We start from the raw sequence: 21,593 nt of genomic DNA on the forward strand, positions 1-21,593 counted from the left end.
GGGGGGTAACATGAAGGCTGAAACCAAAAAAATCCTGTCGCTCTCGGTGTTAATCCTGTATTACCTGCTGACCCGCCTATGGAACATGTCGGGAACAATGAACGAGTACTTCGACTACGATGAGGGAACTTACCTGATGATCGCGAGGCTGATTAACCATGGCGTTCTCCCGTATAGGGACGTCTTCGCAGTTCACCCCCCGCTTTACTACTACCTTCTGGCCCTCTGGCTGCGCCTCTTTGGGGATAGTTACGTTGTTGGAAGACTACTCTCGGTTTTTCTGGGCCTGCTGGCGGTTTTGGTTGCCTACTTTGTCGGCAGAGAGCTTCACGACTGGAAAACTGGAGTCCTCTTTTCGGCGGTCGTGGTTATGGATCCCATAATGGTTCACATGAACGGCCTCGTGTTTCATGAAACTACAATTGAGCTTTTTACCCTGCTTTCCTTGTACCACTTCGTCAGGTACGTGAAGCTCAGGAACAGGAAAGACGCCCTCTGGTCGCTTTTTTGGACTGGAGTTGGCAGTACGTCGAAGTTCACGATAATCCCTTATGCTGTGGCCCTATACGTTGTCCTGGTACTTCTCGTCGACCTGGAAACCGAATCTTACCTTGAGCGCCTGGGCAGGCTTCTGCTCAACAGGGTTCAGGTTTTTCTGGTTCTCGCCGCCTACGGCATCATGTCCCTTCTAATTGTGGACACGATACTGATTTACCCCTCCGATGGACTGAGACGCCTCTTTATCTTACCAGGCGTTCACAGGATAGGACTCGTCGGGCACATCATCTCCGCTGGAATTTTCTTGATAATCTGGGGCTTCCTGACTCTCTATGTCTTCAGGGTTTCCTATCTCCGAAAACTGGTACGCTCACTTCATTTAGTCCTTAAAAACCTCAAAACAGCCCTTCAGTATCTCCTGGTATTCCTGCTTCCGAAAGTCCTGATAGAAGGTGCTCTCGGGCTGGGTGTAAGCAGGGACTACCTCAACCAGACATATCTGGCTCAGAGTTCCAGGTACGCTCCCCTAGCAGGGGTTTTTGACCTTCTCGCAAATCTCTTTGAGAAATTTGGGGCTGAAAAACCTGATTTCGTTGTTTTTTATCTTCCGCTTATCTTTATGTTCACCCTCCTCCTCTTTTACTTCAGCCGCGGGGAGAAGCTTAGGGAGCCGTCTGTCATGGGGCCCCTTTTCATAACGTCTTTCGTTACGTACCTTCTACTGTTCCCAATCATTCCAAACATGAGGTTCCTCTATCCGATGGTTCTAACTGCCTATCTGGCGTTTTTTGAGTCGATCTTGGAAAGACTGGAGGGAAGAAAGCTCGTGGCCTTGGTCTTTGCGGCCGTCTTGGTTTTTGGGGCGGCCGATTATGGGATGGTTTGCAGTTACCGGGAGGGAAAACTTCTCATTCCCTGGGCAGGCCACAGCAAAGACCTCCGAGATGACCTGAGCATGTACATCGGGGGAATGAACCTCACCGGAACTTTTCTCTCCGTCAACCCCTTTAACGCCTATTACCTAAACCTCAGGATTGACCCCTATTACCTCGATACGTTTGGGATAGTGTATATGGGGAACTCCAGCCGGCTCTGGGAGGCCATAAACGAAAGCGACTATTTGCTCTTCAGCACTTGGATGTACGCCATCGGCAGGGAGTCAAAGGTCTTTGAGGAGACCTTTGGGAAACTTAAGGAACACGCCGTTGTTAACGGATCCCTTCTTTACGCCGAGAGCTACGGCAAGGGAGACGTCATAGAGCTCTTCAGGAACTCCGAAAATCGGTCCCATGCAGTCGGCTTCTCGTCTTTCTCCGGAAAGCTTCAGTTATGGGTGAACGGTAGTGAAGTGGCATACATTTACCCCTCAATCGGCAACGTGAGCTACACTTGGAGAACCGTTGTTGAGAGGAAGCCCAGCGGGGGGTACGAACTTGTCTATTATTCAAGTGATGGAGACTCGATCATAGGCCATTTAAAGTTGGATGAGGATTCTCTAACTCTGTCTTTTCCGGTTGAGGTGAACCTGACGGTTGAGTTCAAAGAGAGAGTCGTGTTCCTCCGGGACGGGAAGCTCGTCAAAAATGGAACTCCCGGCGACTTTACGGCGTTTTATTCGGGGGGGAGCTTTTCAGTTGAGAGCAATGGAACCGTGAAGAGGATAACCCCCTCCGGGATAACTGTACAGTGCATCGGGGTTAGGATAAAGGGATGATAAAAATCAGCCGGAGTTAAGATTTGAAGATACTTCGCTCCTTATTTTTTCGTTTAAATTACTGTCGGCACGGGATAAAGAATCGGCGAGCTTTTCGTGCTCACTTTTAATTATTCTTATGTAATGAAAGCCCCAAACAATGATAATCAGAACCAGCGCCACCATAAGCAGGTACTCAACAGCCCCTTGGGCCCTTAGTCTGCCCATAGCCTTACCTCCCGCAAGAAGAAAGAAATAGCAGAAATCATGAACTAAGAGCCTCGCTAAGCTCGCTGTTCACTGCGTTGTTTATCTGTTGCTGACCCTGCTGGATTGTCTCACCGGTGCTCTTTCCAGAGCTCTTTAGGTACTTGATAGCAATGGCAACGATGATAAGCGCTGCCGCAATCATAAACAGGTACTCGATTGCACCCTGGGCCTTCCTCATCATTCACATCACCTCCGGGAGGTCTTGTCAAAGTATTTAGCTTGAAATCCTTTAAATAGGTTTCTCCATAATTTTGCCGGATCTCCTAAGCAAAATTGGGGAAAATTTGGAAGCCTTAACGGCACTGTAAATGTATTGAATACATCACAAAATAACCCTGCCAACATTGAAATTAATACAAATCGAATTTGAAGGGATGCATTCCCCGTTGTTTTACTACTGTATTTTAACGGACAGAAAAGCCTGAAGAGGAAGGGTTTATATATTTTATGCCCATACATAGCTCCTGGGGAGGAGCATGCGGCTGTTCCACGTCTCCTGTGAGTCAGCAAGCGTTGAGGACTGCATTGAGGAGTTCACTTCGAGAATAGATAAAGTTCTATCCGGTTCTGGATGTTACATAAAATCAGCCGAGCTTAACCTAACGTTCGGTGCATTTATGCACCTTTCCGCTGGGCTCCTGGTTGACCCATCGACCCCCGGTGGTAGGGTCGTGGCGAAGTACTCCACGGGAAGGAGCAGGGAAAAGGCCATTGAAGGTGTTCTCGCGGAGATAAATCCGCTCATAGAAAACGCCGAGGTCGTTGCCTTTAAGTTCGGGACGTACACAACACCAGTAACGAGGCGAACCTATGCGGTGGGTGTCGTTGCCTACAATCTTCCCATGAAGCCCGCGACCCAGATAAGCGATACGGCCGACAGGAGAAAACTTCTGGCCCACGTGCTCTCGCTTTTTGAATACAACCCCAAAGTCCTCAACATATCTGAACTCGCAAGGGTCTTTGGCGTTTCGAGGGATACGATTTACTACGACATCCAGCAGATACTGAAGGAGAAAAAGTAATCACTTGACGAAGAAGGGCACCGGAGTGGCTGTAAGCACGAAGATTATCAGGGCAAGAATTGCCAGGCCCTTTCTGCTCCACGAAATCGGGCTTACTTCATCCAGCGCCCCCGGGTTCCCGGCGCTGCCCATGAAGAGCACTAGCAGTCCCCAGATCATCCACCCGGTCCAGAGGTAGCTCATAAGTATGAGGGTCAGTCCTATCCCCATTGTGAAGTACCGGTGAAGTCTCTCGTTCATAAATGCCCTTGCTATGTGCCCCCCGTCGAGCTGTGCCGCTGGGATGAGGTTCAAGAAAGTGACGAGAATTCCCACCCAGCCCGCTATGGCGACCGGATGGAGAAACACCACGTAATCGTTGCCGGCGATCTTTCCATCCAGTATGGCCCTCTCGAGAATCGTGAAGAAGAGGTTCGTGCCGAGGTAGAGGCCTTTGCCTGAGCTTGGTACTAGAGAAGCCGGAACAACCTGCGAAAGCCGGAGCCCGATGATGGTAACTGGAATCGCTACCAGAATGCCTGCGAGGGGTCCGCTGACCCCGAGATCGATGGCGGCGTTTCTAGTTGGGATCGGGGACTTTACCCTTATCACTGCCCCGAGCGTGCCGAGCAGATTGGGAAACGGGATGAAGTAGGGGAAGGTCGCCTTAACGTTGTGCATTGTGGCGGCTATCTTGTGGCCCATCTCGTGGGTGCCTAGAATCGCCAGAACGCTCAGGGAGAAGGCAACGGCTATGAGGTAGGGATTCCTGTAGCCGGGTAAACCAAACTGATCGAGCGTCGCTATGTAATTAATGGCAAGGCCGTAACCCGCCCAGAGCGTGGAGATAAGAGTGAGAATGAAGAGCGCTATCCCTATCTTAGGATTGTCCTGTTTGATCTCGCCGGCCGGAAAGACGTACAGAACGATCTCTCCCCCTGCCCTCTTCAGTGCTGCCCAGTAACCGTTAGCTTCAAACTCCCTGAGAACGGCCTCAAAGTCCCGCTCGAGTATCTCACTAACCCTGAAGATGTATACCTCTCCACGCTTTTCAACGAACTCCGCCCGGTAGAACCTCGATACAAGCTCCTCAACCCCGGGGAGAACTTGGATCTCAACTCCCGGTTCTTCGGCTTCAATGCTGAACCCCACCAGAACCATGTCTCCGCCGCATTGGGGGCACGCTCCCTCGAGGATGGGCTCGTTTGACTCGATTATCTCTCTGTGACCGCAGTTAACACACTCGTAAATTCCCTTTGGCATGCTCTCCCCCGATAAAAGAGGGAACGAAGGGTTAAAAATCTACCCGTCGAGAACTTCGACCTCCCCTTCATCGGCGTTGATCCTCACCCTCTGGCCAGTTTTGAGCTTGGACACGTCTATTCCTTGGACCATTGGAATCCCTGCTATTATGGCCCCGGTTGCGACAATCGTCTCGGCTTCACCGACGATTATTGCCTTTGGAGCCTTCCCGTTCTTCTTAAGGGCGTAGATTACGTAGGAGCCAACCGTTGAACCCTTCCCGCGTGGGAAGGCGAGGATTTTGCCCGCTATGCTCTGGCCTCTTATGTCGCTCTCCGCGTCGGTGACGATTCCGGTCTCGGGGTCAACCCCGCCGAGGAAGGAGAGTGGTTTTTTCGAGACTATCAGCTCTCCCTCTGCCTTCCCGCCGACGACCTTTCTTCCCCTCAGCTTCATCCTACCACCTCACGGGGCTTCTTTTATGAGCCTCTCTGCATCGTCGAGCCTGACCTTAAAGCCAAAGGAGCGGAAGTAGAAGGCACTCTTTCCGCTGTTGGTGGCGATGCCGTTGTACCAGCCCTTAATCGGCGACACGACGAAGCAGGAATCCGCTATAATCCGCCCGTTATAGCGCTCTATGATCTCCGTGTAACCGAGTGAGTCGGCTAAAGCCTTTACAGCCCTGCTCGCAGTGATGAAGAGCGGTATTTTTAGCGGCTTTCCGCGCATGGTGAGGAGCTCAGCGACCTCTTTAATCTCTCTCAAGGAAGCGTGAGGACAGCCGATGAGTATCATGTCAATCTCGCTCCAGTCGTCTGAGAATTCCTCCCTCACTGCCCTGAGGTCGGCATCTTCAACGGCAATCTCTTCCACCTTGTCAACAACTGCGGTTCTGTATTCGGGGGTCTCGCCCTCGACGTGGTAGAGCGCTATTGAACCGGTTGCCGCCATTGAAGCCCCGAGTTCTTTGAGGTAATCGACGCTTTCCGGTTTGAGGTTGGTTATGTAGGGCACATCGTTTCCAAGAACCCGACCGAGATGGTAGCCGAGGGTGGAGTAATCGACGAAAGTCTTAAGTCTTGCCTCAACCTTCACAAGGACGGTTGCCTTCCTGTTTTCATCGAGATGAAGGCCGTAGTTGGGAGTTTTCCCGATTATGGCTGAGGCCAAACTCGATGGGCCGCCCTCCCTGTTCGTCCTCGCGCCTAGGATGGAGTTTGCAAAGCTTACGGCGGAGCTCTCGCTCCAGGCCAGGTGATCGCCGAACTTCGGCAGGTTCGCTCCATAGTAAGGCGTGCAGGTTGATGTCACCTCAACTCCCATTTTCCTGTAAATCTCGAGCACTTCACGCTGCTTCTCCATAAACTCTTCGTCTCCTATTCCGGCCGGATTTAAAGTTGTGTAGACGCTAACCTTTGCCCCTGCCTCCAGAAAGTCCCTCAGGAATTCAACGCCGGCTTCGCCGAGGTTCTTGTATGAGACCCCCGCTATCTGGGCACTCTTGATCGGGATTAGCCTGTCCGCCCCATAGATCTCTCCGAGGGCTACGAGGATCTCCATGGCTTTCTGGAGGGCGTAGCCGTACTCACCGGCCAAAACGAGCTCCTCTTCCTTCGTCAGGTACATCGGACCCACCGTCCCGATTAGCGCTCAGGGAATATAAACCCAGCCCGAAAGATTTATAAACCTCCTCCCTTTCACTAACTAATGGGTCAAGCAGCGGGGTGGGGCAGCTAGGAGTGCCCGCCGGGCTCATAACCCGGAGGTCGGAGGTTCAAATCCTCCCCCCGCTACCAAACTGCCGTTTTCTCCAATTCTAATCTCTCAGCGCTTTCTTTTGCCCCAGCTGATCTTTGCAGTCAGTACTTTCTCACTGGAGAAGATTCTTGCCGTCAGGTAGAGAGTCACGAGGGCGATGGCTCCTAAGTAGGCAACACTGAAGAGCATTGGGGAGTATTCGCCTGTCACAGCGTACCTGTAGCCGACTATCGGGTGTGTGAACGGTATTGCCAGAAGGATGTAGCGGGCAACTGGGGGCAGCTGGGTTAGGTCGATGAACATCAGCAGGAACGCCGGGAAAGCGAGGGGCAGTATAACCGAGCTGACGACGGTGTTGGCGCTCTGCACGTCTTCGGCGAAGACAGCTAAGAGCATCGACAAGCTCAGCGAAAAGGCTATGGTCAGGAAGACCACGACGCCGAAGAGGGCCAGTCCCGAGGGCGTTACCGACAGGCCGAGCTCGCTCAGCGAGACCCCCGTCTGGGTTCCAAAGCTTGCCATATACTGCTTGAGGCCAACCATGTAAGCTAATGCAGCTATGACGCCCATCACGGCCGTTCCCGTTATCTTTGAGGCAACTATCGTGGTTCTCCTCACCGGAAGAGTCAGGAGCGTTTCAAGGGTCTTATTTTCCTTCTCGGCCGCCACCGTTCCGGCCGCCATCTGCGACGTGATCATGACCATTAGGAAGACTATGAGGGGCAGTCCGTAGGATTGGGAAGCTAAGACCTGTGAAATAACCGTTGGAGAGACGTTAACTATCCTGCCCATGAAGTACGATCTGCTCTCCGCCCGGATAGGATGGAGTATCGCCTCAGGATTCCCCGCACCGAGGGACTTGACCTTCAACCTTGCTATCTCCTCCGAGAGAACGGCTATAACCGCGTTGATTCTGCCCTCGCTCACGCTCTCCCTCATCCCAGAGCTCAACCCTTTGAAAACGCCGTATATCTCAACGGTCGCGATCCTGTCGGATTCTATACTCCCGCTGAAGTTATGCGGAATCACTACCAGGACGTTTTGATTTTCCTGAAGTGCTCGCTTTAGGGCTTCTTCTACGGATGGGGCTGTGATAACGGTTACACTCACGTTAGGGCTCGCGTTGAGGGCTTTTATGAGAAGCTCTCCGTACTTTCCGTCGTCGAAGTTAACTATCGCAACGTGCGTTTCCTTCGTCGCGCTCTCGAAGCCGAACTGCATCATCTTGCCGAGGGCTGGATAGACGATGAGGGGGACAATTATGAGGCCAAATATCAGTTTTTTGTCCCTCATGAGGTTCTTTATCTCCTTCTTTGCCAGAACAAGGAAATCGCTCACGAGCCCTCACCCCCAACTGGCTCGGGAATACTAACCCCGATGGCCCTCATGAAGACCTCCTCGAGGTTCTCGGCCTCGTATTTGGCTTTCAGCTCCCCCGGCGTTCCGATCTCGACGATTCTTCCATCGGCAATCATGGCAACGCGGTCGCAGAGAAACTCAACCTCTAACATGTTGTGGCTCGAAATCAGGAACGTTGTCCCTTCGCTCCTCGCGAAGCGCCTTATCGTTTTTCTAATCTCGTAGGCGTTCACTATGTCGAGTCCGCTTGCCGGCTCGTCAAGAATGGCAAGCCTTGGCTTCACCATGAGGGCCCTCGCAATGAGAAGCTTGCGCGTCATTCCCTTGGAATACGTTGAGACCTTGTCGTCGAGCCTCTCCCCAAGGCCGGCGAGCTCAACGCCGAGCTGGAGCATCTTTCTGGCCTTTTGCTCGTCTTTGGCGTAAAGCCTCGCCATGAACTCCAGGTACTCCCTTCCGGTTAGGTTTTTGTAGGCTCCCGCCTCCTCGGGAAGGTAGCTGATCAGGGCCCTAACTTTGTCAGCTTCCGTAACAACATCATGGCCTGCTATCCTCGCCGTTCCTTTGGTTGGCCTCAGCAGGGTGGCGAGGATTTTGAGGGTCGTGCTCTTTCCAGCCCCGTTCGGCCCGATGAGACCGAATACCTCTCCTTCCCTGACGGAGAAGCTTATCCCCTTCAGCGCTTTGACCTTGCCATAATCCTTCTCAAGGTTCTCAACCTCAACGAGCATCCTCACGCCCCCCGATTTTGTAAACGAAAAGTCCAAGGGTGGTGAGAACAACGCCAAACGCGAAAAGCTCCGTTATTCTTGCGTATCCCCCCACAAAAGCTATGCCGAGACCAGTAGCCACTCCGAGCCAGCCGTTAAGTTCATGTCTGTTTTTGAATCGGTGCCCCAGCCCCACGAAGAGTGCACCCACCATTATGAGGCTGACCTCGATGAGAAGCAGTGGCGTGTTTATCCCCTTAGAGACCTCTCCGCTCGGGAGCTTCATGCATGCGAGCCTTTCAACGGGCGGTCTGGCTATCCCTAGGGCTATGCCGAGGAAATACAGTGCGAAGCCCGCAACCTTCCTACCGTTCACCTCAATCACCCTCGTAGATGAACACGTCTTCAATTTTAAGGCCGAAGAACCGGGCAATCTTGAAAGCCAGCCTTAGGGAGGGGTCGTACTTCCCTTTTTCAATCGCAATAATCGTCTGCCTCGTAACTCCCAAGGCTTTTGCGAGCTCCTCCTGTGTGAGCCCTTTCGCCTCCCTGAGCTCGCGCAGGCGGTTCTTCATCTCTACATCCTCCGGGAATAATAGTTGATGAGTCCCCAGTGGAGGAGTAGCAGAATCGCCAAGAGGCCGGAGGTTAGCTTAAAGGCGGGCCTGAGCTCGGGCTTTTCCACTTGGGCTATCGAGAGGTAAATCGTCGTGAAGGCCAGGACTATCATCGCTACCTGAAGGGTTCTTCTGGAGGCGATTTCCTCTATCCTCAACGTTCTCTCGTCCTCGAGGACGTGTCCTTTCTTCTCCAGGTGCCTATAATACAGCCAGAGGAGAACCGCGCCGGAAACAAAGACGGCAAAGGCAAGGGGAAGTTTTTTACTGCTCGTCGCCCAGCCGAGGAAGTAGCCCATCGTGAGGACGAGAACGTATGCCGGAATCATTGCCCTCTTTCTCTCGGGTTCCTCCGATTTGCGGGAGGCTAGGATTAAAAGCGCACTCCCGAGGATAACCAGGAGCGTCCACACGATGAGGTTCAGGAGGATTTCTTTCATAGCCTCCACCATGTAAAGTTTCCTTTACGTAAAGCTTCCTTTACATCCTTATAAGCTTTGCTCCTCGCGGTAGAGTTCCTCGACGTAGGACACCATGTCGTGGATGGCCAGAAAGTCCAGGAGGGCTATAACTCCTTTCAGCAGAACCCCGGAGATGAGGTAGAATATCGCAAGAAAGAGGTCAAGGGCGAGGTACACCAGGGAAACCTTGACGGCGGTGTTTTTGCGGGAATAAACCCCCCACGCGAGAAGGAAGTCAAGTAGGGCGAAGGGAAGGTAAACGGCAGGAAACTTCGTCCCCTGATATAAAGCTAGAAGGCCCTGAAGGCTCAGCACGAACATCGTGACTTTTAGCTCCCCAAACTTCATCTCCATCCCTCAGTACAGGTGGCTCTTGCTCTCCCGGAGCAGTTTGAAGTACTCGAGAAGTTTCTCAAGGTCATCCTGCCCGAAGACTTCCTCAGCGTCCGTCTCGGGATCGAGGGCTAGCAATCGATCCCGCAGTCTTACAAGCTCGTTGAGATCCTCCTGGAGCTCTACGGCCCTCTGGGTGAACTCCAGACTTGTATATGGGCTCTCAAAAGACCTCATCTGGTTGGCCACTATCGCGACCTTAATGTCCCCGATCGCCTCCTCAACGAGTTCAAGGAGCTCTCCCACCTTCATGGAAAGACCTCAGTGTTTTCCTTAATAACCTTGTCCTCGTGCCAAAACGCTTATATCAACCGGTGAAAAGAATTTATAACGGTGGTGGGCATGGACTTTGCCCTCTTTATGGAGAGGTATGGGTACAAGATACTTCTGGGGATTTTCGCGGCGGTAGTTATAGGCATCATAGCATTCGTTGGGTTCTGGGCCTATACGCTGCTCAAAATGTTCGGAACCGTCGGGTTAATAGTAATCCTTGGCTACGCCCTTTATGCTTTCCTCGTCCAGAGACGCGTCCTCGATGCTCAGGCCAAGGCTCACGGAAAGTACTTCTATGATCCAAACTACGGAAAGAAACGCTGAGGATTCTGTGAAAATCCTTTGGGTTTTGGGGCATTTTTTCGAGCTACAAGTTTTATATCCTTCCTCCAACCTTTGAAAGGTGGTTGTATGGAGACGGTTAAGGCTTACCCTTCTGATTCGACCGAGGTTAAAGGTGAAAGGCGAGAGAAGAAGCTTCTCATGGGAAACGAGGCGATAGCCTACGGCGCCCTTGAGAGCGGCGTCGTTTTTGCAACCGGTTACCCCGGAACGCCCTCGACCGAGGTCATCGAGACGATAGCAAGGCTCAAGCCGGAAGTTTTTGCCGAGTGGGCTCCCAACGAAAAGGTTGCCCTTGAGGAAGCGGCGGGAGTTGCCTACACGGGCTTGAGGGCGCTCGTAACCATGAAGTGCGTCGGTTTAAACGTGGCAGCGGACCCTCTTATGAGCCTCGCATATTCAGGCGTCGAGGGAGGTCTCGTGATCCTCGTGGCTGATGACCCAGGCCCGCACACATCTCAAACGGAGCAGGACGACCGCTACTACGGTAAGATCTCGCTCCTGCCCGTCCTTGAACCTGCAGATCCTCAAGAGGCCCACGACCTCATCAAGTACGCCTACGAGCTGAGCGAGCGCTATAAAGTCCCGGTCATCTTCAGGACAACCACGAGGGTTAACCACACGACCGCCGACGTGGAGGTCGGCGAGTTCATCGAACTCGACAGGAAGCCCGTCTTCAAGAAGGACATCGAGCGCTACGTGAGGGCCAGCATGGAGGGCAACAGGAAGAGGCACCGCTGGCTCAACGAGACACTCGCCAAGATTGAGGAGGAGTTCAACTCGATGCCCTTCAACTGGGTCGAGGGGAGCGGTAAAATCGGAATAATCGTCGAGGGCGCGCCCTACAACTACGTGAAGGAGGTTCTCCCGAGAATCAACGCGGACTTTAAAGTTCTCAAGCTCTCAACGCCCCACCCGCTACCGAAGAAGTTGGTCACCGACTTCCTCAAGGATGTGGACTACGCCATTGTAATCGAGGACGGCGCGCCTCTCCTCGAGGAGGAGGTCAAGATAGCCGCCTACGAGGCCGGCTTGAGCGTTCCAATCTACGGCAAGAGAACAGGCCATCTGCCCCTTGAGGGCGAGCTAACGCCTTCCCTCGTCAGAAACGCCCTCCTCAGGCTCATCGGAGAAAGTGAAGAGACCTACGAGAAGCCAGAGGGGGTAAAGCTGGCAGAGAGCCTCGCCCCGAAGAGACCGCCGGTTATGTGCCCCGGCTGTCCGCACAGGGGCTCTTACCGCGCCGTGCTGGACGCGCTGAGGGATCTCAAGCTCGGCCGTTACAAGGTCCCAATACATGGCGACATAGGCTGTTACGCCCTCTCGCTCCTCCCACCGCTCGAAGCCATCTGGACCGAGTACGTCATGGGCGCGAGCATAAGTTTAGCGAACGGGCAGAGCATCGTCACGGACAAGAAGATAATCGCGACAATCGGTGACTCGACTTTCTTCCACAACGGAATCCAGCCCCTCATCGATGCCGTCTACAAGAACCTGAACGTTCTGGTGATGATACTCGACAACAGAACCACCGCCATGACCGGCCACCAGCCCCACCCCGGAACCGGGGGTAGCGAAACCGGCAGGAAGTTCAACGAGATCGACATCGAGGCATTGGTCAAGGCTCTTGGAGTGAAGTACGTCAAGACCGTCGACCCCTACGACCTCAAGGCCACGAGAGAAGCCATAAAGGAGGCCATGCAGGTTGAGGGGCCGGCCGTGATAATAGCTAAGCGTGAGTGCGTCATTCCCGTCATAAGGCGCGGGGAAATAGGTGAGCTCCCCGTTGTCATCGAGGACAAGTGCACCGGCTGTAAGGCGTGCATACTCCTGACCGGCTGTCCGGCGCTCGTCTACGACCCCGAAACGAACAAGGTACGCATAGACAGCCTGCTCTGCACGGGCTGTGGTGTCTGCAACCAGACGTGCCCCTTCGACGCGATAAAGTTCCCGAGCGAGCTGGAGAGGGGGGCTTAATCAGTTTTCTCTTTCCCCCGCAATCCTTAAATATTACTCGTTCAGTAATATACTCGGTGGGTAATATGTTCTACGACAGGTGGCGCGAGCTTGAGAAGCTCAACGAGGTTTACTCCTTTCCAGGCTCAAGCTTCCTCGTGATTTACGGCAGGCGGAGGGTTGGAAAGACTGCCTTGGCCAGGGAGTTCCTAAGGGATAAGCCAGGCCTATACTTCTTCGTTGGCGAGAAGGACGAGGCTCTGCTCCTCGAGGAGTACTCGCGCGAGATTGAGGAAAAGCTTTCCCACCACCTTCCCCCATATGTGAAGCCAAAGTTCGGCTCCCTAGAGGAGCTGGTTGAGTTCCTGCTCGACTTCTCGCAGGAGAGGAAGCTTGTTGTGGTCTTTGATGAATTCCAGAACTTCAGGACGGTTAAACCTTCATTCTTCTCCTCCCTCCAGAGGCTCTGGGACGAGAAAAAGGAGACCTCAAACCTCATGCTCATCGCAGTTGGCTCGTACGTCGGCATGATTAAGCGCATCTTCATGGATAGAAAAGAGCCCCTCTTCGGCAGGGTGGACGAGTGGGTCAAGCTCAAGCCCTTCGACTTCTGGACTTCATTTAACTTCGTGCGCTCTCTGGTTGATGTTTCACCAAAGGACTTCGTTGAGCTGTATTCAGCACTGGGCGGAATGCCAAGGTACCTCCTCTACGTCCCGCGGTATTATCGTGGAGACTCCCTCAAAACCCTAAAGGCGCTGTTCTTCGACGAGTTCGCCCCTCTGAGGGAAGAAGGTTTAAACGTCCTTAAGCTGGAGTTCGGCAGGTTCTACCGCGCTCACTTCTCAATCCTCGAAGCGGTCAGCCTCGGCTACGTTACGCCCAAGGAGATAAGCAACAAAACGGGTATGAAGCTACTCACCGTCGGCAAGTACCTCAGCGAGCTGACGAACCACTTCGAGTACCTGACGAGAGAAGTTCCCGCCACCGAGAACCCTCTGAAGACTAGGAAAGTCGCCTATCGCATAAGCGACGAGTTCTTCAACTTCTGGTTCCGCTTCGTTTACCACAACTATACCACTCTTGAAGAAAATCCTGAGAAGGCCTTTGAGCGCTTTAAAGCTGAATTTCCAGCCTTCGTTGGCAAAACCTACGAGAGAATAGCCCTGGACTTCGTGAGAAAGCTCGACCTTGGCTTTGAACCGGAGCGCGTCGGCAGGTGGTGGCGGGGAGGAGAAGAAATAGACGTCCTCACCTACGACCGGAAGAACATTATTCTCTTCGAGGTGAAGTGGAAGGATTTGAGCCTGAGGGACGCGAGGAAGGTTTTGAAGTCCCTTGAAAGAAAGGCTGAACTCCTCCCGCTCAAAGGGGATTACAGGTTTGGCATCGTAGCGAGGGAACTCAAGGGTAAGGAAGAACTCAGGAAAGAGGGCTTTCTCGCATTTGACCTCAACGACGTTGTTCAGTATTCCCTCACTCCCTCCAAACCTCGAGAACCATGAAGCGCCTAACGAGCGGGTTTGGATACAGCTCCCAGCCGATTCCCTCTGTGTCTGCCTCGATTTCCCCGAAGAGGCCGCCCTCGCGCGGGTCGAGGCTCTCCCCGTAGATTTTTCCGGGCCTTATCTCGACCTCCATGTAGCGCGGGAGGCCGACGATAGCTTTCCCTTCCTTCCTCGCATAGTCAATCGCCCACTTGGCGGTGTACAGGCCGGCGTAGATTTCCGCTATTCTAACAGGGACGCTCGACTTGCCAATGGCAATTATCTCTATTCCCGTCTCCTCCCAGAACTTCTTTGCTAAGGGCTGGAGATCCTTCGCGAGATCTTTCCAGACTTCCTTCCCGCGGTCGGTTATCGTTAAAGCGTCAATCGTCGGCTCGTCGAGCTTTCTCACCTCTATCCCGCCGATGGTTGAGTCGAGATGGATGATGTCCGGCCTGACTTCCCTTGCGAGCTCCACCGCGAGCAATGCCTCGTCCCTAATAGCTTGCCTCCCGCTCATGTCGTAGTCGAAGGGATCCGCGTACTTCACCCTGCTGAGCGTCGCCGTCCTGTATGGCTTCTCGACCAGCACTGCCGCCGTTGCAATGAGCCCTATCGGCTCGTAGTCCTCCGTCAGCAGGGCCCCGCCGGTGTCCGCTGAGACTATCCTCATAACATCACCTCCGGTAACGACCAATTACCTATGATCATCTCCACCCTATGAATGGATGTGATGGGGTATGGACGGGGCAGCTTATGAAATTTTGGGACATTATCTGGACAGCCTTTCGGGCTCGATATACTTGGGGTCGGCCAAGGGGTTCGTGTTCGTCGAACATGATGAAAGGGTGTACGTTATAAGTCCCGTTGAGTGCACGGAGTACGTGTCGATATTCTACTCCGACGGTTTCCTGGAGATATACACTATCTGGGGCAGGGGCGGCGAGAACGGGATCAGAATCCTCGCGGACACGAGCAGGGTTTCGGTGTTCTCCGAGGGAGATGACCTTTACATACTCATAGAGCCGCACGGTTCCTACGAGATGGTGAACGGTGTCGTCGGCGTTTTCCTGAGGGGAGCGAGGGATATGGAACCAACGTTACGGAGCGCGATAGACCTCTCAGATCTGAAAAGAAAGGAGAAGGATGGCCTCATAGAGGTCGTTCAGGGTCAGAGGGTTTGAGTCATCACAGCTCAGCACTCGGCAAACTCTTCATTCCCAGCATTTCGTAAATCCTTCTTGCTACGGTACTTATATTTTCTCCCCCTTCGATTGAGGCAAGCTCCCCGCTCTCCGGGAACCTGATCCTCAGATAGTCGAGGGCCTCTTCTGGGGCCATTAACATCCCGCTTTCCCGGTACGCCCAGGCTGTTAGAAGTACGTCCATAGCCCTCTTAGTGTCTCCCGTCTTTAAGAGCTCCTCAGCCTCACGGAGGAGTTCCTCCAATACCCCCACCTTCATCACCGTCGCCTGATTCCACGTCAACATTTATAACCCATTGGGCTTATACCCGGAGAGTATGAGGGGAAGGATCGAGCTGGTCGTCTGGACTGTTGTGAGTCTAATAATCCTTTACCTCTCATGGAGGACGGTTAGGCCTCTCGTTACGCCCCTCTTCTTCGGGGTTCTGCTGGCTTACATAGCCTATCCCCTCCATATGCGCCTCAGGAGGAGGTTCTCGGCCCACGAGTCCGCTCTAATCCTGACCGCGATCATGATAGGGCTGGGCACGATCCTTCTCGTGTTTTTCACTCTGCTCTCAATAAAGCTTGTAAATCGATTTTACATGAATGTGAAGGACGTTTTGGCGTGGCTCTCCTCGCTCCAGTTCTCGGGAACACTCCAGACTTTCTTTGGGCAGGTGCAGTCTCAGATAGTGCCAAAACTCACGGATTACGTCTCGTCTTTCACATTCTCCGTCCCCAAGTACCTCCTTCAGCTCATCGTTTTCCTCTTCGCATTCTACTACGCCCTCGTCTATGGCGAGAAGCTTAGGGAATTTATCCTGTCCCTTGTTCCAGAGAATCAGGCTCCGTTCATAGTTGAGATCTTGAACAGAACGGACAAGACCCTCGACGCACTTGTCAGGGCATGGCTCCTCTTGAACGTCGCCAAGGGCTTTCTGATGACCATCGGGTACATCATCTTTGGGGTTGGGGACGTTTACACCGCGATAATAGCTGGTTTTCTAACGTTCCTCTTTAGCTTCGTGCCCCTCCTGGAGGGGTGGATGCTCTGGGTTGCGGGTGCGATCTACCTCTACATGAAAGGATCCCTGCTCGGGGCGATAGGAATCGCGGTTTACGGTGCCGTCCTCGTCTCGCCCCTGCCGGATTACACTGTACGGCCGATGCTCGTTGCCAAAGATGCAGAATTGGACGAGACGCTTGTTTTCATAGGCATGCTCGGGGGTACCTGGGCCTTTGGGCTGAAGGGCCTTTTACTGGGTCCTGTAATACTGAGCATCGCCCTAGTTCTGCTGAAGGAGTGGAAAAAGAGAACCTCAGATAGAGGAGCAGCTGGTTAGCTTTACCCCGGCGCGCTGGAGCTCTTCAAGGGCTTTTCTCTCGTCCTCCGGGTTGATCCCCTTGATGGCGTCCGTCAGCAGGTAAGTCTCAAAGCCGTGTTTTACGGCATCTAGGGCTGTGGCCTTTACGCAGTACTCTGTGGCAACCCCACAGACGTAGACGCGCTTAACACCCTTCTCCATGAGTATCTCAGCCAGATTCGTGCCCTCAAAACCCGAATATGCCTCTTTATCAGGTTCCGTTGCCTTCGAAATTATGACCGCGTCTTCGGGCAGCTCCACGACGAATTCTGCGCCGGGTGTGTTCTGGACGCAGTGCCTCGGCCAGGGGCCGCCCTGCTCTCTGAAGCTGATGTGGTTCTCCGGGTGCCAGTCCCTGGTGGCGACTATCAATGCACCCCTCTCCCTGAATTTTCTCACGCACTCGTTTACGATAGGGATTATCTTGTCCCCCTCTGGAACCGGAAGGGCCCCTCCGGGCATGAAATCCCTCTGCATGTCCACAACGATGAGGGCTTCCTCCGGCATGTCCATCACCGATGAATTATCGACGTTCGACTTTAAATCCTTGTCATCAGAAGCTGAAGAAGTTCCCCGGCACTCCCTCAAACCTCAAGCCTCTCCCTGAAGCGGGACATGTCGAGGCCCTTCTCAACGCCGAAGAGGTAGAGAACCAGCCTCCTGTCGAGGTTGCCGTACCTTCCCGAGAACTTCTCAAGCTCTTCCAAAACCTCTGATTCATCGAGGTCCAGCTGGGAGGCCACAAAGGACAGCATCTCCCTGAAGAGATCCTCCTCCCCTTCTTTTTGTGTTAACGCCTCGAGATTTATTCTCAGCAAATTCCCTTCCTCGACGAGCAGGCCTTCTTCGACCCACTTTGAGATAGCTTCTTTGGCCTCACCAACGCTCATGATCCTGAGCTTGAAGGTAAGCAGTCCCACGAGCTCGCTCTTTGAAAACTTTCCGCTTCCCTTAACCCTGAGCACGCTCTCGAGGGGGTGCACGGAACCACCCAAAGTTCTTCGCAAAAGGGGTATAAAAACGTGGTGGAGCCGGGACCGGGATTTGAACCCGGGACCTGGGGATTACGAGTCCCCCGCCCTGCCGAGCTAGGCTACCCCGGCACCGGAGGAGAAAAAGTAGGAGAGGTTTATAAGTTTTCCGCTACGGCTTGGGCATCGTCATGGCAAGTATCAGGAGAAAGCCTCCGGCGAGGAAGCCGAGCATCGTGGCATGTTTGATTATGGAGACGTTAACGTTCCTGAAAGCTGATGGAACATGGATTTTTCTTCCCTCGACCATCTTACCAACTACCATCGCCAGTGCTATGCCTGAGAGGGCGTCGTAGATCCAGTGGTGACCGAGAAGGAGGGTGGCGAAAGGAACGAGTGAGTTGAGGGCTATGATGAGCTTGGCCTTGAGCTCCCGCCGGTATTTCCACAGGATGATTATGTTAAAGGCCGCCACGGTGTTGTGAAGGGAAGGCAGAACAAATTCCTGCTGGGTCAGGTAAGTCCTGTCCGGGTAGAACCCGGGTAAATGGTAGACGTAGTGGGGCGCATAAACGTGGGCAAAGGTGTAGACTGTACCGCAGATGGAGTATGTAATGAGGTACCCCAGTGCCAGCTCATCGGCCTTCTGGAGATCCCTCTTGTACAGGAGAACGAAGAGGACAGTTAACGCTATCGAGCCCGAGAATCCGATGTAGTAGATACCCTTCATGAGGAGGTAAAGCGGGAAGACTTCTCTCGTGAGGTCAAGGGTGGAGACGACGAAGTGATATGAAGTGAAGGGGAGTTTAAGGAGGAGATACGTAACGTCCCTGCTGTGGGATTTGAGGTGATCGTAGAGAACTGTAAACCCTATCCACCCGAAGTACAGCAGGAGAAAAGTGTTGAGCCGTATAAGCACGTCGTGGTCGTTGAGGGACTCCACAATATCCCTGACTGATTGTCGTTTCATCGGACTCCCCCACCGGCTATGAGTAATGGGATACCCTATTTAAACTTTTCACTTTTTCCGCCACTGGAGTTGAAATAAAACCAAAGGTTTTTCTTGCCAGCGTTCAACTTCCACCGGTGAGTTAAATGGAGGTTGACGTTCCTGGTCACGGACGAATCGAATTCAATGCCATCCTCTTCGACCTGAACGGCACTCTGGGGGTTGAGGGAAGGGTTCCGGAGGACGTCAAGGGGCTCCTCACAAGGCTGGCCAGCCGGTGCACCGTTGTCATTCTGAGCGCTGATACCTTCGGGACTCTGGAAGAGGAGTTCAAAGGGCTTCCTGTCCGAATTGAAAGGGTTTCAAGCGGGGCAGAGAAGGCCGAGATCGCGGAAGGGTACAGGCCCTACGTTGCCATCGGTAACGGGAACAACGACGTTGCCATGCTTGAAAAGGCGGAGTTGGCTTTCTGTGTAATCGGGAAGGAAGGTGCAGCAGTTGATGCGCTCCTTGCGAGCGATGTTGTCGTCACCGACGTGAGGGACGCGATGGAGATGCTCCTCGACGAGAAGAAGCTGATAGCGACGCTGAGGAGGTAGTCATAGACTACAAAACCCTGAAAGGCGTCGGCACTGCCAGGTTCGTGATAAAGAAGTCCGTCTTTATAGGCTATGCTTCTCCAGCAAACACTGAGGAAGAGGCCAAGGCCTTCATCGAGAGAATCAAGGCCCCCACCACAGCGACGCGGCAAGTCTTGCAATTGAGAACGCGGGCATAATTGAAGCTTACGAGATGGAGCGCTGGTAACTTTCACCGTAGAAACACGGGGTTTACATTGGGATTCTTAGAGTGCTGGTGGAGGCTGCCCAAGCGCACTCAGGGGGGCAGAGGTCTATCGGAGACTAAAGTCCCTGGCCTCGCTCCCAAAAGAGTACAGCACGTCTACAAATACCTTAAACTTGAAAAAGACCGGATCCGCTCGCTCGGTGGAAAGAGGTACTGGGTTGAGAACCTCCTTCTCAAGGAGGCGGTCAGGAAGTTTAATTTTCAGTGATGCCCTCTCCTTTGCTTTCCAAAACCTCCCCAGCCCTAATCGCGGCCCATTTGTCCATGAACTTCCAAGTGTGTTCTTGAGTGGAGGTGATACTTTGAAGGCCTACGTGACGGCTATCGGCACACCCCTTGAGCCCCCAACTTTTCCCCGCAACCCTTTAAAATCCTCTTCCTCAGCTTAGCCCGGTGGTGAGAATGGCGAGGATAGCTGTCATCGACTACGACAAGTGCAACCCGAACAAGTGTGGTCACTTCCTCTGCGAGCGAGTCTGCCCCGTCAACCGAATGGGCGGTGAGGCGATAATCATAGACGAGGAGAACTACCGTCCCATCATACAGGAGGCCAGCTGTACCGGCTGTGGAATCTGCGTCCACAAGTGCCCCTTCAACGCGATAACCATAGTAAACCTGCCAGAACAGCTCGACGAGGACTGCGTCCACCGCTACGGAATCAACGGCTTCGTCCTCTACCGCCTCCCCGTCGTCAAGGAGGGCATGGTCGTCGGAATCCTCGGGCCCAACGGAACGGGTAAGACGACCGCCGTTAAAATCCTCTCCGGCCAGCTCCTGCCGAACCTCTGCGGTGATAACGACTCCTGGGACAACGTGATTAAGGCCTTCCGCGGAAACGAGCTCCAGACGTACTTCGAGAGGCTGAAGAACAAGGAGATTCGCCCCGTCGTCAAGCCCCAGTACGTTGACCTGATTCCCAAGGCCGTCAGGGGGAAGGTCCGCGACCTGCTCAGGAAGGCCGACGAGAGCGGAAGGTTCGACGAGGTTGTTAAGGAGCTTGAGCTCGAAAACGTCCTTGATAGAGATATAAGGCACCTCTCGGGCGGTGAGCTCCAGCGCGTTGCCATAGCCGCGGCCCTCCTGAGAAACGCCGAGTTCTACTTCTTCGATGAGCCGTCGAGCTACCTCGACATAAGGCAGAGGCTCAGGATTGCGAAAATCATAAGGAAGCTCGCCGAGTCGGGCAAGAACGTTCTGGCGGTCGAGCACGACCTTGCTATCCTCGACTACATGAGCGACATAATTCACGTCGTCTACGGTAAGCCCGGCGCCTACGGTATTTTCTCCCAGCCGAAATCAACGCGCAACGGCATAAACGAGTTTCTCAGAGGCTACCTCCGCGATGAAAACGTCCGCTTCAGGCCCTACGAGATAAACTTCAGCAAGAAGAGCGAGCGCAAAAGCCAGGAGGGAGAAATTCTCGTGGAGTACCCGCCGCTTGTGAAGGACTACGGCTCCTTCAGGCTTGAGGCCGAGGGGGGAGAGCTCTACATCGGCGAGGTGGTAGGAATCGTCGGCCCGAACGGAATCGGTAAGACGACCTTCGTGAAGATGCTCGCCGGCGTCGAGAAGCCCACCGAAGGCGAGATAGACTGGTCGCTGACCGTCAGTTACAAGCCCCAGTACATCAAGACAGACTACGAGGGCACCGTCTACGAGCTCCTCAGCAAGATTGACGCAGGCAAGCTCATGAGCAGTTTTTACAAGAGCGAGCTCCTGAACCCGCTCGGGATTCCCGAGCTCTACGACAAGAACGTCAACGACCTTTCCGGTGGTGAGCTTCAACGCGTCGCCATAACCGCCTGCCTGCTCCGCGATGCTGACCTCTACCTCCTCGACGAGCCCTCAGCGCATCTCGACGTCGAGCAGAGGTTAGCTGTCTCGAAGGCAATCCGCTCGCTGATGGCCAAGAACGAGAAGACTGCTCTCATAGTCGAGCACGACGTCATGATGGTGGACTACCTGAGCGACAGGCTCATAGTCTTCGAGGGCCAGCCCGGCAGATTCGGAAAGGCTAGCAAGCCGATGGGCATGCGCGAGGGCATGAACAGGTTCTTGGCATCAGTCGGGGTAACCTTCCGCAGGGACCCCGATACGGGCAGACCGAGGGCCAACAAGGAAGGCTCCGTAAAGGACAGGGAGCAGAAGGAGAGGGGAGAGTACTACTACACCTAAAGGACCTAAAGGCTTTTCTTTTCCTTCCCCAAATTCTTTCG

General features: G+C 53.7%; 27 protein-coding genes, 2 tRNA genes and 1 pseudogene. 12 read left to right on the top strand and 18 right to left on the bottom strand.

The window, feature by feature from the left end:
• Window positions 1-10: 10 nt before the first annotated feature.
• On the top strand, window positions 11-2,212 hold the full coding sequence (locus TGAM_RS05650; RefSeq protein WP_015858729.1) for a glycosyltransferase family 39 protein: 2,202 nt from the start codon (window positions 11-13) through the stop codon (window positions 2,210-2,212).
• A 6-nt stretch (window positions 2,213-2,218) separates the two neighbouring features.
• Here TGAM_RS05650 and TGAM_RS05655 read toward each other — a convergent pair whose 3' ends face one another.
• On the bottom strand, window positions 2,219-2,419 hold the full coding sequence (locus tag TGAM_RS05655; protein ID WP_015858730.1) for a class III signal peptide-containing protein: 201 nt from the start codon (window positions 2,417-2,419) through the stop codon (window positions 2,219-2,221).
• A gap of 37 nt (window positions 2,420-2,456) precedes the next feature.
• Window positions 2,457-2,642, bottom strand: a complete 186-nt coding sequence (locus TGAM_RS05660; protein WP_015858731.1) for a class III signal peptide-containing protein — start codon at window positions 2,640-2,642, stop codon at window positions 2,457-2,459.
• 295 nt (window positions 2,643-2,937) lie between these two features.
• Here TGAM_RS05660 and TGAM_RS05665 point away from each other — a divergent pair, with 295 nt between their 5' ends.
• On the top strand, window positions 2,938-3,483 hold the full coding sequence (locus TGAM_RS05665) for an HTH domain-containing protein (RefSeq protein ID WP_015858732.1): 546 nt from the start codon (window positions 2,938-2,940) through the stop codon (window positions 3,481-3,483).
• Here the strand turns inward: TGAM_RS05665 and TGAM_RS05670 are convergent, their stop codons facing one another.
• Genes TGAM_RS05670 through TGAM_RS05680 form a run of 3 tightly spaced genes read right to left on the bottom strand, consistent with a single transcriptional unit; the run spans window position 3,484 to window position 6,330 of the window.
• Window positions 3,484-4,725, bottom strand: a complete 1,242-nt coding sequence (locus tag TGAM_RS05670) for a site-2 protease family protein (protein WP_015858733.1) — start codon at window positions 4,723-4,725, stop codon at window positions 3,484-3,486.
• A gap of 39 nt (window positions 4,726-4,764) precedes the next feature.
• Window positions 4,765-5,160 (bottom strand): DUF126 domain-containing protein, encoded by a 396-nt coding sequence (locus tag TGAM_RS05675; RefSeq protein WP_015858734.1) that lies wholly within the window; start codon window positions 5,158-5,160, stop codon window positions 4,765-4,767.
• Window positions 5,161-5,169: 9 nt separating this feature from the next.
• On the bottom strand, window positions 5,170-6,330 hold the full coding sequence (locus TGAM_RS05680; protein WP_048811184.1) for an aconitase X catalytic domain-containing protein: 1,161 nt from the start codon (window positions 6,328-6,330) through the stop codon (window positions 5,170-5,172).
• 92 nt (window positions 6,331-6,422) lie between these two features.
• On the opposite strand from TGAM_RS05680, the gene TGAM_RS05685 reads away from it, so the two are divergent.
• Window positions 6,423-6,500: transfer RNA gene (locus TGAM_RS05685), tRNA-Met, on the top strand.
• Between the two features lie 28 nt (window positions 6,501-6,528).
• Here TGAM_RS05685 and TGAM_RS05690 read toward each other — a convergent pair.
• The 7 genes from TGAM_RS05690 to TGAM_RS05720 are packed head-to-tail and all read right to left on the bottom strand — an operon-like array spanning window position 6,529 to window position 10,254.
• Window positions 6,529-7,800: an ABC transporter permease gene (locus TGAM_RS05690; protein ID WP_015858736.1), complete on the bottom strand. Its 1,272-nt coding sequence runs from the start codon at window positions 7,798-7,800 to the stop codon at window positions 6,529-6,531.
• Window positions 7,797-8,552 carry an ABC transporter ATP-binding protein gene (locus TGAM_RS05695; RefSeq protein ID WP_015858737.1) on the bottom strand — a complete coding sequence of 252 codons (756 nt, stop codon included), beginning with the start codon at window positions 8,550-8,552 and terminating at the stop codon, window positions 7,797-7,799. The genes TGAM_RS05690 and TGAM_RS05695 overlap by 4 nt, the downstream gene beginning before the upstream one ends.
• Window positions 8,542-8,907, bottom strand: coding sequence for a hypothetical protein (locus TGAM_RS05700; protein WP_048811185.1), 366 nt, complete (start codon window positions 8,905-8,907; stop codon window positions 8,542-8,544). Before TGAM_RS05700 ends, TGAM_RS05695 begins: the two co-directional genes overlap by 11 nt.
• A gap of 1 nt (window position 8,908) precedes the next feature.
• Entirely contained in the window at window positions 8,909-9,106 is a 198-nt protein-coding gene (locus tag TGAM_RS05705; RefSeq protein WP_015858739.1) for a helix-turn-helix transcriptional regulator, read from the bottom strand.
• Window positions 9,107-9,108: 2 nt separating this feature from the next.
• Window positions 9,109-9,600, bottom strand: a complete 492-nt coding sequence (locus TGAM_RS05710) for a DUF2178 domain-containing protein (RefSeq protein WP_015858740.1) — start codon at window positions 9,598-9,600, stop codon at window positions 9,109-9,111.
• A gap of 36 nt (window positions 9,601-9,636) precedes the next feature.
• A complete protein-coding gene (locus tag TGAM_RS05715) occupies window positions 9,637-9,957 on the bottom strand; it encodes a hypothetical protein (RefSeq protein ID WP_015858741.1) in 321 nt (106 codons plus the stop codon).
• 9 nt (window positions 9,958-9,966) lie between these two features.
• Window positions 9,967-10,254, bottom strand: coding sequence for a hypothetical protein (locus TGAM_RS05720; RefSeq protein WP_015858742.1), 288 nt, complete (start codon window positions 10,252-10,254; stop codon window positions 9,967-9,969).
• 90 nt (window positions 10,255-10,344) lie between these two features.
• On the opposite strand from TGAM_RS05720, the gene TGAM_RS05725 reads away from it, so the two are divergent.
• The 3 genes from TGAM_RS05725 to TGAM_RS05735 all read left to right on the top strand — a co-directional run bounded on the left by TGAM_RS05725 (window position 10,345) and on the right by TGAM_RS05735 (window position 14,078).
• Window positions 10,345-10,599: a hypothetical protein gene (locus tag TGAM_RS05725; protein WP_015858743.1), complete on the top strand. Its 255-nt coding sequence runs from the start codon at window positions 10,345-10,347 to the stop codon at window positions 10,597-10,599.
• A gap of 87 nt (window positions 10,600-10,686) precedes the next feature.
• A complete protein-coding gene (gene iorA / locus TGAM_RS05730) occupies window positions 10,687-12,594 on the top strand; it encodes an indolepyruvate ferredoxin oxidoreductase subunit alpha (protein ID WP_048811187.1) in 1,908 nt (635 codons plus the stop codon).
• Window positions 12,595-12,659: 65 nt separating this feature from the next.
• Entirely contained in the window at window positions 12,660-14,078 is a 1,419-nt protein-coding gene (locus tag TGAM_RS05735) for an ATP-binding protein (RefSeq protein WP_015858745.1), read from the top strand.
• Here the strand turns inward: TGAM_RS05735 and TGAM_RS05740 are convergent.
• Window positions 14,050-14,733 (bottom strand): DUF4152 family protein, encoded by a 684-nt coding sequence (locus TGAM_RS05740; protein ID WP_015858746.1) that lies wholly within the window; start codon window positions 14,731-14,733, stop codon window positions 14,050-14,052. The two genes, TGAM_RS05735 and TGAM_RS05740, sit on opposite strands and share 29 nt — an antisense overlap.
• Window positions 14,734-14,800: 67 nt before the next feature.
• Here TGAM_RS05740 and TGAM_RS05745 point away from each other — a divergent pair, with 67 nt between their 5' ends.
• Window positions 14,801-15,244, top strand: a complete 444-nt coding sequence (locus tag TGAM_RS05745) for a hypothetical protein (RefSeq protein WP_015858747.1) — start codon at window positions 14,801-14,803, stop codon at window positions 15,242-15,244.
• 4 nt (window positions 15,245-15,248) lie between these two features.
• Here the strand turns inward: TGAM_RS05745 and TGAM_RS05750 are convergent, their stop codons facing one another.
• Window positions 15,249-15,524, bottom strand: a complete 276-nt coding sequence (locus tag TGAM_RS05750; protein WP_238516269.1) for a hypothetical protein — start codon at window positions 15,522-15,524, stop codon at window positions 15,249-15,251.
• A gap of 58 nt (window positions 15,525-15,582) precedes the next feature.
• Here TGAM_RS05750 and TGAM_RS05755 point away from each other — a divergent pair, with 58 nt between their 5' ends.
• Window positions 15,583-16,590: an AI-2E family transporter gene (locus tag TGAM_RS05755; RefSeq protein ID WP_015858749.1), complete on the top strand. Its 1,008-nt coding sequence runs from the start codon at window positions 15,583-15,585 to the stop codon at window positions 16,588-16,590.
• On the opposite strand, the gene TGAM_RS05760 is transcribed toward TGAM_RS05755, so the two are convergent.
• The 4 genes from TGAM_RS05760 to TGAM_RS05775 all read right to left on the bottom strand — a co-directional run bounded on the left by TGAM_RS05760 (window position 16,567) and on the right by TGAM_RS05775 (window position 18,552).
• Window positions 16,567-17,118 (bottom strand): nicotinamidase, encoded by a 552-nt coding sequence (locus TGAM_RS05760; protein ID WP_015858750.1) that lies wholly within the window; start codon window positions 17,116-17,118, stop codon window positions 16,567-16,569. The genes TGAM_RS05755 and TGAM_RS05760 overlap by 24 nt on opposite strands.
• A gap of 77 nt (window positions 17,119-17,195) precedes the next feature.
• Complete coding sequence (locus tag TGAM_RS05765; RefSeq protein WP_048811188.1) at window positions 17,196-17,594, bottom strand: DUF2240 family protein; 399 nt, start codon at window positions 17,592-17,594, stop codon at window positions 17,196-17,198.
• A 43-nt stretch (window positions 17,595-17,637) separates the two neighbouring features.
• Window positions 17,638-17,714: transfer RNA gene (locus tag TGAM_RS05770), tRNA-Thr, on the bottom strand.
• Window positions 17,715-17,754: 40 nt separating this feature from the next.
• Window positions 17,755-18,552, bottom strand: a complete 798-nt coding sequence (locus TGAM_RS05775; protein ID WP_015858752.1) for a phosphatase PAP2 family protein — start codon at window positions 18,550-18,552, stop codon at window positions 17,755-17,757.
• A gap of 125 nt (window positions 18,553-18,677) precedes the next feature.
• Here TGAM_RS05775 and TGAM_RS05780 point away from each other — a divergent pair, with 125 nt between their 5' ends.
• From TGAM_RS05780 to TGAM_RS05790, 4 genes and pseudogenes are all read left to right on the top strand, one after another.
• Window positions 18,678-19,130 (top strand): HAD family hydrolase, encoded by a 453-nt coding sequence (locus tag TGAM_RS05780; RefSeq protein ID WP_015858753.1) that lies wholly within the window; start codon window positions 18,678-18,680, stop codon window positions 19,128-19,130.
• 2 nt (window positions 19,131-19,132) lie between these two features.
• Window positions 19,133-19,278 (top strand): annotated as a pseudogene (locus tag TGAM_RS11425) (YigZ family protein); the annotation flags it as partial.
• Window positions 19,279-19,366: 88 nt separating this feature from the next.
• Entirely contained in the window at window positions 19,367-19,585 is a 219-nt protein-coding gene (locus tag TGAM_RS05785; RefSeq protein WP_048811189.1) for a hypothetical protein, read from the top strand.
• A 194-nt stretch (window positions 19,586-19,779) separates the two neighbouring features.
• A complete protein-coding gene (locus TGAM_RS05790) occupies window positions 19,780-21,552 on the top strand; it encodes a ribosome biogenesis/translation initiation ATPase RLI (RefSeq protein WP_015858754.1) in 1,773 nt (590 codons plus the stop codon).
• The last annotated feature ends 41 nt before the right edge of the window (window positions 21,553-21,593 follow it).

Source organism: Thermococcus gammatolerans EJ3 (assembly GCF_000022365.1).
Lineage (GTDB): Archaea > Methanobacteriota_B > Thermococci > Thermococcales > Thermococcaceae > Thermococcus > Thermococcus gammatolerans.

Excerpts from the sequence above, each read along its gene's own strand:
- TGAM_RS05655 (WP_015858730.1), bottom strand. The coding sequence starts at position 2,419 with ATGGGCAGACTAAGGGCCCAAGGGGCTGTTGAGTACCTGCTTATGGTG.
- TGAM_RS05680 (WP_048811184.1), bottom strand. The coding sequence starts at position 6,330 with ATGTACCTGACGAAGGAAGAGGAGCTCGTTTTGGCCGGTGAGTACGGC.
- TGAM_RS05670 (WP_015858733.1), bottom strand. The coding sequence starts at position 4,725 with ATGCCAAAGGGAATTTACGAGTGTGTTAACTGCGGTCACAGAGAGATA.
- TGAM_RS05695 (WP_015858737.1), bottom strand. The coding sequence starts at position 8,552 with ATGCTCGTTGAGGTTGAGAACCTTGAGAAGGATTATGGCAAGGTCAAA.
- TGAM_RS05650 (WP_015858729.1), top strand. The coding sequence starts at position 11 with ATGAAGGCTGAAACCAAAAAAATCCTGTCGCTCTCGGTGTTAATCCTG.
- TGAM_RS05735 (WP_015858745.1), top strand. The coding sequence starts at position 12,660 with ATGTTCTACGACAGGTGGCGCGAGCTTGAGAAGCTCAACGAGGTTTAC.
- TGAM_RS05780 (WP_015858753.1), top strand. The coding sequence starts at position 18,678 with ATGGAGGTTGACGTTCCTGGTCACGGACGAATCGAATTCAATGCCATC.
- iorA (WP_048811187.1), top strand. The coding sequence starts at position 10,687 with ATGGAGACGGTTAAGGCTTACCCTTCTGATTCGACCGAGGTTAAAGGT.
- TGAM_RS05710 (WP_015858740.1), bottom strand. The coding sequence starts at position 9,600 with ATGGTGGAGGCTATGAAAGAAATCCTCCTGAACCTCATCGTGTGGACG.
- TGAM_RS05760 (WP_015858750.1), bottom strand. The coding sequence starts at position 17,118 with ATGCCGGAGGAAGCCCTCATCGTTGTGGACATGCAGAGGGATTTCATG.
- TGAM_RS05790 (WP_015858754.1), top strand. The coding sequence starts at position 19,780 with ATGGCGAGGATAGCTGTCATCGACTACGACAAGTGCAACCCGAACAAG.
- TGAM_RS05660 (WP_015858731.1), bottom strand. The coding sequence starts at position 2,642 with ATGATGAGGAAGGCCCAGGGTGCAATCGAGTACCTGTTTATGATTGCG.
- TGAM_RS05720 (WP_015858742.1), bottom strand. The coding sequence starts at position 10,254 with ATGAAGGTGGGAGAGCTCCTTGAACTCGTTGAGGAGGCGATCGGGGAC.
- TGAM_RS05665 (WP_015858732.1), top strand. The coding sequence starts at position 2,938 with ATGCGGCTGTTCCACGTCTCCTGTGAGTCAGCAAGCGTTGAGGACTGC.
- TGAM_RS05750 (WP_238516269.1), bottom strand. The coding sequence starts at position 15,524 with ATGAAGGTGGGGGTATTGGAGGAACTCCTCCGTGAGGCTGAGGAGCTC.
- TGAM_RS05725 (WP_015858743.1), top strand. The coding sequence starts at position 10,345 with ATGGACTTTGCCCTCTTTATGGAGAGGTATGGGTACAAGATACTTCTG.
- TGAM_RS05705 (WP_015858739.1), bottom strand. The coding sequence starts at position 9,106 with ATGAAGAACCGCCTGCGCGAGCTCAGGGAGGCGAAAGGGCTCACACAG.
- TGAM_RS05675 (WP_015858734.1), bottom strand. The coding sequence starts at position 5,160 with ATGAAGCTGAGGGGAAGAAAGGTCGTCGGCGGGAAGGCAGAGGGAGAG.
- TGAM_RS05775 (WP_015858752.1), bottom strand. The coding sequence starts at position 18,552 with ATGAAACGACAATCAGTCAGGGATATTGTGGAGTCCCTCAACGACCAC.
- TGAM_RS05740 (WP_015858746.1), bottom strand. The coding sequence starts at position 14,733 with ATGAGGATAGTCTCAGCGGACACCGGCGGGGCCCTGCTGACGGAGGAC.
- TGAM_RS05715 (WP_015858741.1), bottom strand. The coding sequence starts at position 9,957 with ATGAAGTTTGGGGAGCTAAAAGTCACGATGTTCGTGCTGAGCCTTCAG.
- TGAM_RS05755 (WP_015858749.1), top strand. The coding sequence starts at position 15,583 with ATGAGGGGAAGGATCGAGCTGGTCGTCTGGACTGTTGTGAGTCTAATA.
- TGAM_RS05745 (WP_015858747.1), top strand. The coding sequence starts at position 14,801 with ATGGACGGGGCAGCTTATGAAATTTTGGGACATTATCTGGACAGCCTT.